Source organism: Caulobacter sp. GW821-FHT09B08, assembly GCF_059418225.1.
This window is the reverse complement of sequence record NZ_JBWKPL010000002.1, coordinates 323,960-338,500: the sequence shown is the minus strand read 5'-3', so window position 1 is coordinate 338,500 and position 14,541 is coordinate 323,960. Positions and strand designations below refer to the sequence as shown.

The following is a 14,541-nucleotide window of genomic DNA, read 5'->3' as shown; positions in this document are numbered from 1 at the left end:
TCCCGCCCCTGCCTGCATCCCCTCTGGGTTAGGCCGCCGGGACGGGCCCCGGCCAATGCGCAAAACGCATCAAACCAGTCGAAAGGCGAAGACGCCCACGCCTAGCGGGCGGCAAGGCCCGCCAACTGCGTCCGAAGGCTGGCCAGGCGCCGATCGTTGACGTCCTGCCGGTCGATCGCGCGCAGCGTCGTCTTGGCCACGGCCGGCTCGCCGGTCGCCAGGGCGCATTGCACCAGGATCAGGGCGTCGCGCGGCTCGCGCAGCGCGCTCCAGTTTTCGAGGGCCAGATCATAGGCCGCCCTCGGCCTTTGGCGCAGAAGCAGCTCGAAACGTGCCTGGTCGCCCAGATGCGGACGCTCGCCCCGCGCCCGCGCCGCGTCGAACCGCCCCTGGAGCGTCGGCAGCAGGGTCGCGGCCGCGCCGGGCGCCTGTTGCCTCCGGGCCAGGGCCAGGCGCAACAAAAAGCCGTCGCCGGCCTGGCGTCCCTCGACCAGCCGCGCGGCCTCATCCGGACGCCGCCGGTCGAGCAGGAAGTCGGCATAGGCCAGACGCACGAAGGCCTGATCGGGATCGGCGTCCAGGGCCGCGCGATACCACCGCTCGGCCAGGACCGGCTGGCCCTCCCGCTCGGCGATTCCCGCCAGCACCCCTTGGCTCCAAGGCAGGACCCCGTCGGCCGCCTTCTCGCCCACCACGCCCGTCGAAGCGCGCGCCACGGCGTCTGACAGGTTGCGCAGGGCCGCCTGCCCGTCACCGCCGAGGCTCTGGACCTCGCTGGCGCAGGTCAGGGCCACCAGCCGATCAGCCATCGCCCCAAGACGCACGCAGCTTTCCATGGCCGAGGCGTAACGCCCCTGCACCCGCAGGATGGACGCCTTGAGCAACCACACCTGCGGGTCGGCGTAGTCCTGGGCGATCAGGGCGTCGAGATCGTCGAGCGCGCCGCTGAAGTCGTGCCGGAACTGCCGGATCGCGGCTCGGCGCAGGAGGACGGCCGGCGGCGGGTCGCTGGCGCGCAGCCACCGGCCCAGCGCGCCCTCGGCATAGGCGTAGAATCGGGGATCCGCATCCTGGCGGCCGGCCTGAATATAGGCGTCGGCCAGGGCCAGGGCGCCGTCGAGGTCGCCTCGGGCGTTGAACCGCGACATCTGGGCCAGACCCAGCCTGGCCCGTCCCGAGACGAGCACGCGCGGAGTCCGCTCCAGGACCTCGTCGTCACGGGCCGGCTTTCGCGGCTCGGCCTGGGCGGCGCCGGCCAACGCGACCAGCAGACAAACCAGCACGGGGCGATTCATGCACACCTTTTCCGACAATCTCTGAACTTTGATCGCCGAGCGGGAGAAATTCAACTTGAACAGCACAGTTAAAAATCCTACCACTCACGGTTAATACACCCATATGTAGAGTGAATCGCGTGTTGTCGAGCGTCTAGCACCGTCCCGCGGATTTCGATCTCGCGCCGGCGGAGACGGGATGTCGAGGGTCGGGGGGCGAAAGTGCGCGGGGCTTGGTTCAGCATTACGATGGCGCTCGCCGTTTTCACGGCGGGGAACAGCCTTGCGTCGGATCACGCGGATCCGACGTGGATTTCGAACAGCCGGCAGGAGGCCAACCTCACCGGTCTGTTCTTCTTCCCGGTCGGCGACCGCTATGTCGCCATACTGAACACGCGCCCCACGCTGACTGCGGCGCCGCCCTACAAGCTCAAGCCCTACAGCTACAGCATCAATATCGACACGCACTCGACGGTGTGCTTCCCCGCCCCGCCGCCGGCCCCGCCCGGCGAGCCTGGCGCCCCGAGCGCCCAGAGCGCCCCAGCCGCCAAGAGCGCTCCGCCCACGTCGCCGCCCTGCCCGACCACCCCGCCTCAGACGCTGAACGGCAACCTGGCGCGCTATGGCGGCACGGTCGCCAATCCGTCCGGCATCTCGCCCGACGTTACCATCACCTTCGCACTGGAAAACGACGCCACCCTGGTCCCGGAGAAGCTGCACATCAAAGGCCTGAAGGATCTGCCGGTCCATATCTTCAACGACCGCAACCTCTGGCAATTGCAGCAGTATCCGGGAAACTACGCCAACGACATCGTCGTCTATACCGGCGTGCGGGACGACCCCTTCATCTTCCCCAAGTTCTTCAACGCCAACATCATCACGATGATCGTCAGCGTGCCCAAGTCGGCCTTCCTGAGCACCGACGAGGACTGGCTGCTGTGGGGCGTCTCGCGCTTCGCCAAGAGCGGCAAGCAGATCGACCATGTCGGCCGCTCGAACCGCACGCAGCTGGCGCGCTTCGACGTGCTCAACACTCAACCGCCCAGCCTTCACGTTAAGGTGCTGAACAAGGTCACGGCCCAGCGGATCAAGCTCCAGGACTTCTTCAAGGACGTCCTTCGGCCGATCTCGAACCTCAACCAGTTGAGCGGTTTCCTGCTGCGCAGCTACGACTACGCGCCCGACGTGATGATCTTCGCCACGAACCGGCCGCCGGGCTTCCCCAATGGCCGACGGCTCGAGGACGACGTCGCCAGGATCACCTGCGACTACGGCGACTGCCCGCTGCAGGAAAACTCGTACATCGACTCCAAGGCGTTTCCGCGCGCCACGGTCAACGACAAGCCGTTCCTGACAAGCTTTCCCTATCTGGCCGAGCACTGGCCCTACCGCCCCCAGCCCTTCGTCGGTTCGCCGTGGACCTGGTTCCGCGCTCACCTGCTGTGGCCGCTGGTGGCGATCGCCACCCTGCTCCTGGCTCTGCACATCTATCGGCGACGCCTCTGCGCGCGGCTACGCGCCGCCGCCGCCGCGCGCACCCTTTAGTTCCGGAGGTCGAAGATGAAGCGCGCGTCTCTGGATAAGGTGCTGCTCTGGGTGGGGATCGCGGCGCTGGCCGTGGCGATCTTCGGACCGCTCTTCGCCCCGTCGAGCACGCCGGCTTTCCGCAAGGCCTGCGGTCACGGCAGCGGCAAGGTCGTCGACGAGGCCGTCTGCGCCTATCGGATCAAGAACGGCAAGGCGCCGAAGAAGGCCAAGGGCCAGACCGACGCCGAGCTGGTGGCCGCGCGCTGGGCGATGGCCGACGACGACTACTACGCCGACATGGACCGCGGCGCGACCAAGACGCCCGCGAACCTGGCCAAGGACCTCGCGCCCTATGTGCCGGGGATCACGCCGGAACAGGCCCGCAACGCGGCCGTGATCGGCCGCAACAACTGGATCGTCTGGACGGCCGGCAACGACCGCTTCTGGGACCAGCTGGCGATCCAGAGCTTCGGTAATGTGGACCTGCTGAAGACCATCTCCAGCGCGCCGGGCACCAAGTTCGGCCGCTACAACCGCTGGAAATATCTCGGCCTGGTCAACGAGCCCTGCTTCCGCCAGGCCAAGACCGCGCGCAAGGACCGCTTCGGCCTTTATCTGGACGAGCGGGACCCGTCCTGCCCGCCCGATCCCTTCGAGAACACGACCAAGTATCCGGGCGTGGAGCTGGGGGCGCGCGGCAAGACCCAGCCGACGGGATCGCTCTACGGCTACGCCACCGGCGTGGTCGGCCTGCGGCTGTTCCCCAATCCCGACTTCGACGAGAAGGCCAAGGCTCGTTGGGACTGGTTCCGCTATTACAACGACCCGACCTACTACAACGACAAGAACCTGGTTCGTCCCTATCGCGTGGGGATGTCGTGCGGCTTCTGTCACGTCGGGCCGGATCCGACCAACCCGCCCAAGGATCCTGAAAACCCGACCTGGGCGAACCTGAACTCCAACCCCGGGGCCCAGTACTTCTGGATCGACCGCATCTTCGGGTTCGACCAGGACTACAGCAACTACATCTTCCAGCTGTACCACACCTCGCGGCCGGGGGCGCTCGACACCTCGCTGGTTTCCAGCGACTTCATCAACAACCCCCGCACCATGAACGCGATCTACGCCCTGGGTCCGCGCATCGACATGGCCGAGAAGTGGGGCAAGGAGAAGATCCGCGGCCCCGAGCAGAACAATCGCCAGCTGAACGAATACGTCCCCCCGAACTCGCCCCTGAACGCGCTCTATGTGAAGCCGGACACGGTCTTCACGCCGCGCGTGCTCAAGGACGGCTCGGACTCCGTGGGCGTGATGGGCTCGCTCAACCGGGTCTATATCAACATCGGCCTGTTCGGCGACGAATGGACCACGCATTTCACCCCGGTGATCGGCGGGTCGGGCATCTCGCCGATCCCCATCGACGTGGGCCGCAAGAACTCGGCCTACTGGGTCGCCAACGAATCCCAGACGCCCAACGTGGCCATGTTCTTCCTGGCCACGGCCAAGCCCGACCACCTGCGCGACGCGCCCGGCGGCCAGACCTATCTCGCCAAGGACCAGGCCCTGCTGCCGCGCGGCAAGGAGGTGTTCGCCGAGAACTGCGCCTCCTGCCATTCCAGCAAGCTGCCGGAGAAGGCCTACAGCTACTTCCCCGATCACGGCTGCGCCAACGCCAACTACAAGACCTGCTGGAACAACTACTGGAGCTACGCCAACAGCGACGACTTCAAGACCGAGATGCGCAAGATCGTCGCCCAGCCGGACTTCCTGGACAACAACTTCCTGTCCACAGACCAGCGCGTTCCCGCCGACCTCTTGGAAACCAACGTCTGCTCGGCGCTCGCCACCAACGCCATCCGCGACAACATCTGGGACAACTTCTCCTCGGAGTCCTACAAGTCGCTGCCGTCGGCGGGCAAGGCGACGCTGCACGATCCGTATACGGGCAAGATCACCAAGACCGTCGACCTGCCCGCGGGCGGTCGCGGCTACACCCGCCCGGCCTCGCTGATCAGCCTTTGGTCCACCGCCCCATACCTGCAGAACAATACGGTCGGCGAGGACGCCTTCCGCGACATCGCGGAAATCAAATACGACGACAATCCGTCGGTCCCGGCCCGCGTCGAAATGTTCGACGCCTCGATCCGCGAGATGCTGTGGCCCGAGACCCGGAGCGGCAACGTGATGTTCCAGACCGCGTCGGGCAAGCTGGCGCCCGGCCAGGTCGATAGGACCACCAGGGTCAGCTATATCCGCCTGGCCAACGGCTATCTGCCCAAGTTCGTCGCCAACATCCTCAACTGGTTCGCCGGCACCCACTTCATCACCGACAAGGGCCTGCAGATCGGCCCGATCCCGGCCGGCACGCCTGTCAATCTGCTCTCCAATCTCGACCTGGACCAGCAGCCGGGCTTCTGGGCGCAGACCAAGCATCTGTTCGGCCTGGGCAAGACCCTGATCCGCCTGACCTGGACCCTGCGCCAGATCCACGACGACACCCCTCCGGACCAGGCCACCGAGACCTTCCGCAAGGCGGTTCCGTCCCTGATCAAGGCCAGCAAATGTCCCGACTACATCGTCAACCGCGGGCACTATTTCGGCACGTCCTATCTGCCGACCCCGCCGGGAACGCCGTCCAAGGGTCTGAGCGACCAGGACAAGACCGCCCTTATCGCCTTCCTCAAGACCATGTGACGGCCAGGGGACTACGAGCAGCAGCCTTACGACCAGACCGCTAGTTCCTGATGGGGGGGAGCATGAGCCAAGACCAAGAGACCTTCATCGACACTTTCGACTACATCGTGGTCGGGTCCGGCGCGGGCGGGGGCACGCTGGCCGCGCGCCTGGCCGAGGGCGGCTGTTCGGTGCTGCTGCTGGAGGCGGGCTCCGATCCCAAGAACCCGCCGGTCGGGACCGACACCAGCGACTGGCCGTTCCGCGAGAACCGCCTCCCCGACGACTACGACGTGCCGACCTATCACGCGCTGTCGACTGAAAACGAGGCGATGAAGTGGGACTATTACGTCCGCCACTTCAGCGACCAGAAGACACAGGAAGAGGACGCCAAGTTCGTCGCCGCCGAGAACGGCATCCTCTATCCGCGCGCGGGCTGCCTGGGCGGATGCACCGCCCACAACGCCATGATCATGGTCTATCCGCACAACGCCGACTGGGATCACATCGCCCAGCTGACGGGCGACGACACCTGGAACGCCCGCCACATGCGCCGCTATTTCGAGCGGCTGGAGCGCTGCCGCTACCGCAACCTGCCCTATCGCTGGCTCTCGCGGATCGGCCTCAACTTCACCCGCCACGGCTGGGACGGCTGGCTGCAGACCGAGAAGTCGCTGCCCCTCTGGGACCTGCTGCACGACAAGCGCCTGTCGCTGTCGATCGTGCTCTTCGTCATGAAGGCCTTCTGGACCCTGCCCGACAAGTTCCGGCGGCTCTGGTGGTTTCTTCTGGGGCGCCTGGACCCCAACGACTGGCGCCTGGTCAAGCACAACGCCACCGGCATCCACTACCCGCCCCTGACCACCGCCAGGGCCGCGCGCACCTCCACCCGCGAGCGGGTGCTGGACGTCCAGGCGCGCTTCCCCGACCGGCTGCGCATCGAGCTCAACGCCCTGGTCAGCAAGGTGCTGCTGGACGACACCAATCGCGCCATCGGCGTGGAGTATCTGAAGGGCGAACGGCTCTATCAGGCGCACGGCCATCCCAGCACCGCCCCGGGCGAGCGCCGCCGTGTCCGCGCCCGGCGCGAGGTCATCCTGTCCGGCGGCGCGTTCAACACCCCGCAGCTGCTGATGCTGTCGGGCATCGGTCCGCGCGACGAGCTCAAGCGCCTGAAGATCCCGGTCAAGGTCGAGGCGCCCGGCGTGGGCGGCAACCTGCAGGACCGCTACGAGGTCTGCGTCGTCAACGAGATGGCCTTCCCCACCTGGGAGGTCCTGAAGGGCGCCTCCTTCACGCGCCACGATCCGAACTATCTGGAATGGAAGACCGAGCGCGAAGGCCTGTTCACCGGCAACGGCGCGATCCTGGCCACGATCCTGCGCTCCAAGCCCGAGCGCCCCCTGCCCGACCTCTTCTGCTTCGCGATCCTCTCGGAATTCTACGGCTATTTCCCGGGCTACTCGCAGAAAGTGGTCGACAGCCGCAATCACCTCACCTGGGCCGTGCTGAAGGCCCACACCAACAATCGCGGCGGCTTCGTGAAGCTGCGCTCGGACAATCCTCGCGAGCGGCCGGAGATCAATTTCCGTTATTTCGAGGAAGGCACCGGCGACCACGCCCAGGACCTGGACTCGGTGGTGGCGGGCGTGCGCTTCGTGCGCGAGATCACCGCCCCGCTCTACAAGCTGGGCCTGGCCAAGGACGAGATCCAGCCCGGCCTGAACATGCAGTCCGACGCCGACCTCAAGCATTTCGGCCGCACCCAGAGCTGGGGCCACCACGCCTCGTGCACCTGCCCCATCGGCAGCGATCACGATCCGATGGCGGTGCTCGACAGCAATTTCCGCGTTCGCGGCGCCCAGGGCCTGCGCGTGGTCGATGCTTCGGTGTTCCCGCGCATCCCCGGCTTCTTCATCGTCAGCTCCATCTACATGATCGCCGAGAAGGCCGCCGACGTGATCCTGGCCGACGCTCGCGCCGACGATCCGCCGCCGCCCCTGCTCAAATGGTGGGAACGACTGCTGGGCGCCTGTCTGCTGTGCCGTCGCTAAAAGCCGTCCTGCTGGCGGTCACCCTGACCGCCCTGAGTGGCGGCGCGGCCTGGGCTCACAAGCCCAGCGACAGCTATTTGACGCTTCGCCTCGATGGCTCCCGCATCAGTGGCCAGTGGGACATCGCCTTGCGCGACCTCGACTTCGCCCTGACGCTGGATCGAGACGGCGACGGTGCCATCCGCTGGGGCGAAGTCAGGGCCCAGCAGAAGCCGATCGAGGCCCTGGCCCTCTCGCACCTGGCGCTGGGCCAGGACGGCAAGCCCTGCCCGCTGCGCGCCACCGATCTCCTGATCGACGAGCACAGCGACGGCGCCTATGCCGTGCTGAGGCTGGAGGGCGCCTGCCAGGCCGCCCCCCAAAGCCTCGACATCGACTATTCCCTGTTTTCCGAGTTCGATCCCCAGCATCGCGGCCTGCTGCGCGTCGTCTCCGAGGGGCGCGAGGAGACCCTGGTGCTGGGCGGCGACAAGTCGCGCCAGACGGTGGCCCTGACCGGCTGGGGCCAGGCCCGCGCCCTGGTGGCGTTCATCGGAACCGGCGTCCTGCACATCTGGACCGGCTTCGACCATCTGCTGTTCCTGATCTCGCTGCTGCTGCCCGCCGTGCTGACCCGCGAAGGCCGGCAATGGGTGGGGCAGCCGCGCATGAAGGCGGCCGTCGCCGAGGTGCTGAAGGTGGTCAGCGCCTTCACCCTGGCCCATTCGATCACCCTGAGCCTGGCGGCCCTGAACCTGGTCACCGTGCCCGCGCGGCTAACCGAGTCGGCCATCGCCTTCTCGGTCGTGCTGGCGGCGCTGAACAATCTGCGCCCGGTGGTGACCCGCCGGCTCTGGATCGTGGCCTTCCTGTTCGGCCTGGTCCACGGCTTCGGCTTCGCCAACATCCTGCGCGATCTCCACCTGCCGCAGGCGAGCCTGCTGGTCGCCCTGTTCGGCTTCAACCTGGGCGTCGAACTGGGGCAGATCGCCATCGTCCTGCTGGTCATGCCGCTGGCCTGGCGCCTGCGCGACAGCCGGATCTATCGCGGGGGCCTCATGCCCTACGGCTCGATGGCCGTGGCGGCGATCGCGGCTGTCTGGCTGACCCAGCGGGCGCTGGGGATTTCGTTGTGAGCCTTCACCGAACAAAGCGGAGGAAGCGATGTCTGCTCCTGAAATGATGGCGATCGGAGATTCGCTGTTCAACGGCGTACGCTCGCTGACGATCAATCAACAGCTGGCCCATTGGAGCGCTCCGTCCCAGGTCGCGCGCGCCCTGGGCGTTCCGTTCGCGAACCCTGATTACCCGCGCAACGTCGTCATCAATTTCGAGCAGTGGCTGCACGACTTCCCGTTCGTGACCGCGTCCCTGGACGACCTGAGGCAGAACATCCTGTTCTGGGACGCCAAGCCCAAGTCCAGCCTGCGGGCCTTCGACAACATCGCCATCGCCTCGGCCCGCTACGAACACCTCTACGACTTCGACTGGGGCAAGGCCGACGCCGACATCCAGAGGCTGCACACCCAGCTCGGCGCCAAGTTCAGCCAGCCAGGCGCGCACATCGCCGATCTGTTCTTCGACTTCAACACCCGCTTCCTGCTCAACCCCACCGGCGATCCCGCCACGCCCAAGCTTTCGCCCCTGGACATCGTGGCCGCGCGCAAGCCCAAGCGCCTGCTCGTGAGCATCGGCCACAACAACGGCGTCTGGGAAATGGGCTTCAACGCGACGGCCTCGACCGGCCTCGGCGGCCAGAGCGGTCCGTTCGACGCCCAGGATCTCCAGCAGCTGAAGACCTTCTTCGACCGGCTCAAGGCCCTGCCCGCCGACATCCAGCACATCTATGTCAACGCCATGCCGCTGCCCGGCTGCGTCGCCGACCTCATGCCGGTGCCCAACACCTCCGACACGCACAAGCCGGGTCCGGGCGCCTATTATCCGCGCTACGAGAACGCCTTCGGCTTCGACTACGGCACTCTTACGGCCGCCCAGGCCAAGGCCAACGACGCCCTGGTGTCCCAGGTCAACCAGCTGATGGCCGACCAGGCCGCCGGCGATCCGCGCATCCACATCGTGCCGATCGACAAGATCTTCCAGCGCTGGAACTTCAAGACCGATCCCGGCGCCATGACCGTCTCCTTCGACGGCAAGACCATCTCCAACCTCATGCTCCAGGCCGGAGCCCTGATCCTGCCCCTGCCCTGGCGCGGCGGGCTGATGGGCCTGGACGGCATGCACCCGACGATCCTGGGCTATGCGGTGATGGCCCAGGAAATCCTGGCGGCCATCAAGACCCACGAGGGCCTGGATCCCCAGACCCCGATCGACCTGCGCACCGCGTATCAGGCCGACAGCCTCCTCCTGCGTCCGCCCAGCGCCTGGGAGGCGTTCTTCGTCGCCCAACTCGAGGTTCGACGCCTGACCAGCCAGGCGCCGGACACCCGGCAGTTCGCCGCCGGCCTCATGCCCACGACCCGGGTCCACCAGGGCGTCGCCCAGCTCTTCGAAATGCTCCAGTTCAGGATGGACTAACCTCGCGCGCGGCTGAATTTCACTCGCCAGACAGTGAATATTGACGACCACCCGAACCTCGCCAATATCGCCATCGCCCAGCAGAAGGCGTCGAGCGGAGGTGGTGATGAGTGGCGGCAGAGGCCCGGTCCTGGGGCGACGGGAATGGCTGGCCGGAGCCGGCGCGAGCATGGCCGCATCGCCGGCCGCTGCGGGGACGGCGCGCAAACCGGCCCCGCCGGGTTTCCTGTGGGGAACGGCGATCTCGGCCTATCAGAGCGAGGGCGGTAACACCAACAGCGACGCCTGGCTGATGGAGAACCTCCAGCCCAGCATGTTCAAGGAACGCTCGGGCGACGCCAACGACAGCTACCACCGCTACGACCAGGACTTCGCCCTGGCCCAGCGTCTGGGCTTCAACTGCCACCGGTTCGGCGTGGAGTGGTCGCGGATCGAGCCCAGCGAGGGCTTCTTCTCCGAGGCCGAACTCGACCACTACGCCCGCATGCTGGAGGCCTGTCGAGCGCGAGGCCTCAAGCCCATGGTCACCCTGAACCACTTCACCACGCCGCTGTGGTTCGCCCAGCGCGGCGGCTTCGAGGCGCCCGACGCCCCCGCCCTCTTCGCGCGCTATTGCCGCAAGGTGGTCGAGCGGCTGGGCGGCTTGATGCATGCGGTGACCACCTTCAACGAGGCCAACATCCGGCTGCTGGTCGACCTGATGCCGCAGTTCAGCGCCGCCCTGCCGACGGTCCGGGCGGCTGTCGCGGCGGCGGCCAAGGCCACGGACTCGCCCCGCTTCTCGCGCCTGGCCTATGCCAATCCCAAGGTCGCCACGCCGATCATGATCGAGGCCCATCGCCGGGCCTATGACACGATCAAGGCCGCGCGCCCCGCCCTGCCCGTCGGCCTGACCCTGACCACCCAGGACATCCAGGCCGGCTCGCCGGCCCTGGTCGAGCTCTATCGCGGCCGGCTCTACGGTGACTGGATCGAGGTCGCCAACACCCACGCCGACTTCTTCGGGATCCAGGCCTATACCCGCTTCATGTTCGACGAGACCGGCCTGCGCCCTCCGCCGCCAGGGGCCGAACTGACCTTGTCGGGCTACGAGTTCTATCCGCAGGCCCTGGCCAACGTGATCCGCTGGGCTCATGGCGCGATCGGCAAGCCGCTGTACGTGACCGAAAACGGCGTGGCCGTGAACGACGACGCGCGCAGGATCGCCTTCATCGATCAAGCCCTGGAGGGCCTGCGCGGTTGCCTGGACGACGGCATCCCGGTCCATAGCTATCTCTACTGGTCGCTGCTCGACAATTTCGAGTGGACCTCGGGCTACGGCGTGCCGTTCGGCCTGGCGGCGGTGGATCGCCGGACCTTCGCGCGGACCCCGCGCCCCAGCGCCCTGCACCTGGGCCGGATCGCCAAGGCCAACGCCTTCTAAAATATTCACTCACCAGACAGTGAATGTTGACGTGCTCGGCGAATGCTGAGCATGATCCGATCAAAGGCGCCGCTCGAGCGTCCGGTGAACACATTGGGAGGAGTCCGGTGGACATGCCAGAGCCCGCTGCCGTCGCGTCTTCGCACGGCTCGCACGCCCCGCCGCCATCCCAAGCCGGCGCCCGCGCCTGGGTCGCCCTGGCCATGCTGTGGTTCGTCTATGTCCTGAACTTCCTGGACCGCCAGCTGCTGTCGATCCTGGCCAAGCCGATCCAGGACGCCCTGCACGTGACAGACGGCCAGCTGGGCCTGATCGGCGGCCTCTATTTCGCGTTCTTCTACTGCTTCATCGCCATCCCGGTAGGCTGGCTGGCCGACCGGACCAACCGGGTGGCCGTGCTGTCCCTGGCCTGCGGGATCTGGAGCGCGGCGACCGTGGCCTGCGGCATGGCCGGCAGCTATGCCCAGTTCGCCGTCGCGCGGATGACGGTCGGCTTCGGCGAGGCCGGCGGCGTGCCGCCCTCCTACGCCATCATCTCCGACTATTTCCCGCCCGGACGCCGGGGCACGGCCCTGGGCCTCTACAACCTGGGCCCGCCCGTCGGCGCGGCCCTGGGCATCGCCTTCGGCGCCGCCATCGCCGCGGCCTTCAACTGGCGCTGGGCCTTCTTGATCCTGGGCGGCATCGGGATCGTGGCCGCCATCGCCGTGATCCTGATCGTGCGCGAGCCGCAGCGCGGCGCGCTGGATCTCAAGCCGGTCGGCGAGACCGTCGCCAAGGCGGGCTTCTGGTCGACCATGAAGATGTTCTTCTCCCACCCCGTCCTGATGCTGGCGGCCCTGGGCAGCGGCGCGACCCAGTTCGTCACCTACGGCCTGGGCAATTTCAGCACCCTGTTCCTGATGCGCGAGAAGGGCATGACCCTGAGCCAGGTCGCCGTCTGGTACGCCCTGGTGGTCGGGATTGGCATGAGCGCGGGCATCTTCGTCTCGGGCCGGGTGATCGACCGCTTCACCCGCCGCTCCAAGCGCGCCTACGCCCTGGCCCCGGCGATCTCGCTGATCCTGGCCGTGCCGTTCTACGTGGCCTTCGTCTGGGCCCCGACCTGGCCGATGGCCCTGGCCTTCCTGATCGGCCCGACCTTCCTGAACTACTTCTACCTCTCCTCGTCGGTCGCCCTGGTGCAGGAGGAGGTGCGCCCCGACCAGCGCGTGATGTCCGGCGCCCTGCTGCTGCTGGTGATGAACTTCATCGGCCTGGGCCTTGGGCCGACCTATGTGGGCGCGGCCAGCGACTTTTTCCGCGCCAGCCACCCGCACAACTCGCTGCAGATGGCGCTCTACACCCTGATCCCGGCCTACGGCCTGGCGATCGCCCTGTTCCTGTGGCTGGCGGCCCTGCTGCGCCGGCGCGAGACCGCGAAGGAAGCCGCCTGATGATCCGCACCCTGCTGGCCGTCGGCGTCGCGGCCGCCGCCCTGACCGTTCCGGCGTTGGCCATCGCCCAGGACGTCGTGGCCATCCCACCGGCCGGCGCTCTGCAAGGCCGCGTCGAGGGCGGGCTGAAGGTGTTCAAAGGCGTGCCCTACGCCGCCGCCCCCATCGGTCCCAACCGCTGGAAACCGCCGCAACCGGTCCCGCGCTGGGACGGCGTGCGCCCCGCCACCGCCTTCGGCGCGGCCTGCATCCAGCCCACGCGCGGCCAGCCCAACCTCTATACGACCGACCTGGGCGTCACGAGCGAGGATTGCCTGACCCTCAACGTCTGGACCCCGGCCAAGGCCGACAAGGCGCCCGTGCTGGTCTGGATTCACGGCGGCGCCCTGGTGGGCGGATCCAGCAAGGAACCGCTCTATGACGGCGCCAAGCTGGCCGAACGGGGCGTGGTGGTGGTGTCGATCAACTACCGCCTGGGCGTCTTCGGCTGGCTGGCCCATCCGGAGCTTAGCGCCGAGTCCGACAAGGGCGTCTCGGGCAATTACGGCCTGCTCGACCAGGTCGAGGCACTGAAGTGGGTCCAGGCCAACATCGCCGCGTTCGGGGGCGACCCGGCCAATGTCACCATCGCCGGAGAGTCGGCCGGCGGGCTCAGTGTCATGTACCTGATGGCCTCGCCGCTGGCGAAGGGGCTGTTCGCCAAGGCCATCGCCCAGAGCGCCTACATGATCTCGACCCCCGCCCTGAAGACCGCCGTCCACGGCGCGCCGGCCGCCGAGCAGGCGGGCCTGTATCTGGGCGCGGCCCTGAAGGCGCCCACCCTGGCCGACCTGCGCGCCCTGCCCGCCCAGGCCCTGTCGGACGCTTCGGCCAAGGCCGGCTTCTCGCCGTTCGGCGCGGTGGACGGCGTCGTGCTGCCGGCCCAACTGGTCGAGACCTTCGATCAGGGCAAGCAGGCAAGCGTGCCGATCCTGGCGGGCTTCAACAGCGGCGAGATCCGCTCGCTGACGATCCTGGCCCCGCCCGAACCGGCCAGCCCGGCGGCCTACGAGACGACCATCCGCCAGCGCTACGGCGACCTGGCCGACGACTTCCTGCGGCTCTATCCCAAGTCGGACCCGCGCGAGAGCATCCTGGCCACCACCCGCGACGCCCTCTACGGCTGGACGGCCGAGCGCCTGGCGCGCGGCCAGACCGCTGTCGGTCAGCCCTCGTACCTCTACCTGTTCGATCACGGCTATCCGGCCGCCGACTCCTTCGGCCTGCACGCCTTCCACGCCAGCGAGCTGCCTTATGTGTTCGGCAACCGCGACCGCACCCCACCCCTGTGGCCGCGCTTGCCCAAGACCTCGGGCGAGGCGGCGCTGTCGGACGCCATGGTCGACTACTGGACCAGCTTCGCCCGCGACGGCCGCCCGACCGCCGCCAAGGCTCCGGCCTGGCCGGCCTACACGCCGGGCGGGTCGTACGTGCGCTTCGCCGACGTCCCGAAGGTGGAGAAGAACCTGATGCCCGGCATGTTCGACCTGAACGAGGCCGTGGTCTGCCGCCGGCGCGCGGCCGGCGGCCTGGCCTGGAACTGGAACGTCGGCCTGGCTTCGCCGCCCCTGCCCCCGCCGACGACGGCATGCGGAGGCTAG

At 67.6% G+C, this 14,541-nt stretch carries 9 protein-coding genes; 8 read left to right on the top strand and 1 reads right to left on the bottom strand.

Annotated features, from left to right (window positions below):
* Positions 1-101: 101 nt before the first annotated feature.
* A complete protein-coding gene (locus AC07OA_RS07970; protein ID WP_494663251.1) occupies positions 102-1,295 on the bottom strand; it encodes a hypothetical protein in 1,194 nt (397 codons plus the stop codon).
* Between the two features lie 228 nt (positions 1,296-1,523).
* Here AC07OA_RS07970 and AC07OA_RS07965 point away from each other — a divergent pair, with 228 nt between their 5' ends.
* The 8 genes from AC07OA_RS07965 to AC07OA_RS07930 all read left to right on the top strand — a co-directional run bounded on the left by AC07OA_RS07965 (position 1,524) and on the right by AC07OA_RS07930 (position 14,541).
* Positions 1,524-2,819, top strand: a complete 1,296-nt coding sequence (locus AC07OA_RS07965; protein WP_494663250.1) for a DUF4331 family protein — start codon at positions 1,524-1,526, stop codon at positions 2,817-2,819.
* A gap of 15 nt (positions 2,820-2,834) precedes the next feature.
* Entirely contained in the window at positions 2,835-5,495 is a 2,661-nt protein-coding gene (locus AC07OA_RS07960) for a c-type cytochrome (protein ID WP_494663249.1), read from the top strand.
* Positions 5,496-5,557: 62 nt separating this feature from the next.
* A complete protein-coding gene (locus AC07OA_RS07955) occupies positions 5,558-7,528 on the top strand; it encodes a GMC family oxidoreductase (protein WP_494663248.1) in 1,971 nt (656 codons plus the stop codon).
* A complete protein-coding gene (locus AC07OA_RS07950) occupies positions 7,516-8,643 on the top strand; it encodes a HupE/UreJ family protein (protein WP_494663247.1) in 1,128 nt (375 codons plus the stop codon). The genes AC07OA_RS07955 and AC07OA_RS07950 overlap by 13 nt, the downstream gene beginning before the upstream one ends.
* Before the next feature lie 28 nt (positions 8,644-8,671).
* Positions 8,672-10,042, top strand: coding sequence for an SGNH/GDSL hydrolase family protein (locus tag AC07OA_RS07945; RefSeq protein ID WP_494663246.1), 1,371 nt, complete (start codon positions 8,672-8,674; stop codon positions 10,040-10,042).
* Positions 10,043-10,211: 169 nt separating this feature from the next.
* Positions 10,212-11,465 (top strand): glycoside hydrolase family 1 protein, encoded by a 1,254-nt coding sequence (locus tag AC07OA_RS07940; protein WP_494663245.1) that lies wholly within the window; start codon positions 10,212-10,214, stop codon positions 11,463-11,465.
* A 113-nt stretch (positions 11,466-11,578) separates the two neighbouring features.
* Entirely contained in the window at positions 11,579-12,901 is a 1,323-nt protein-coding gene (locus AC07OA_RS07935) for a spinster family MFS transporter (protein WP_494663244.1), read from the top strand.
* Positions 12,901-14,541, top strand: coding sequence for a carboxylesterase/lipase family protein (locus AC07OA_RS07930; RefSeq protein WP_494663243.1), 1,641 nt, complete (start codon positions 12,901-12,903; stop codon positions 14,539-14,541). The genes AC07OA_RS07935 and AC07OA_RS07930 overlap by 1 nt, the downstream gene beginning before the upstream one ends.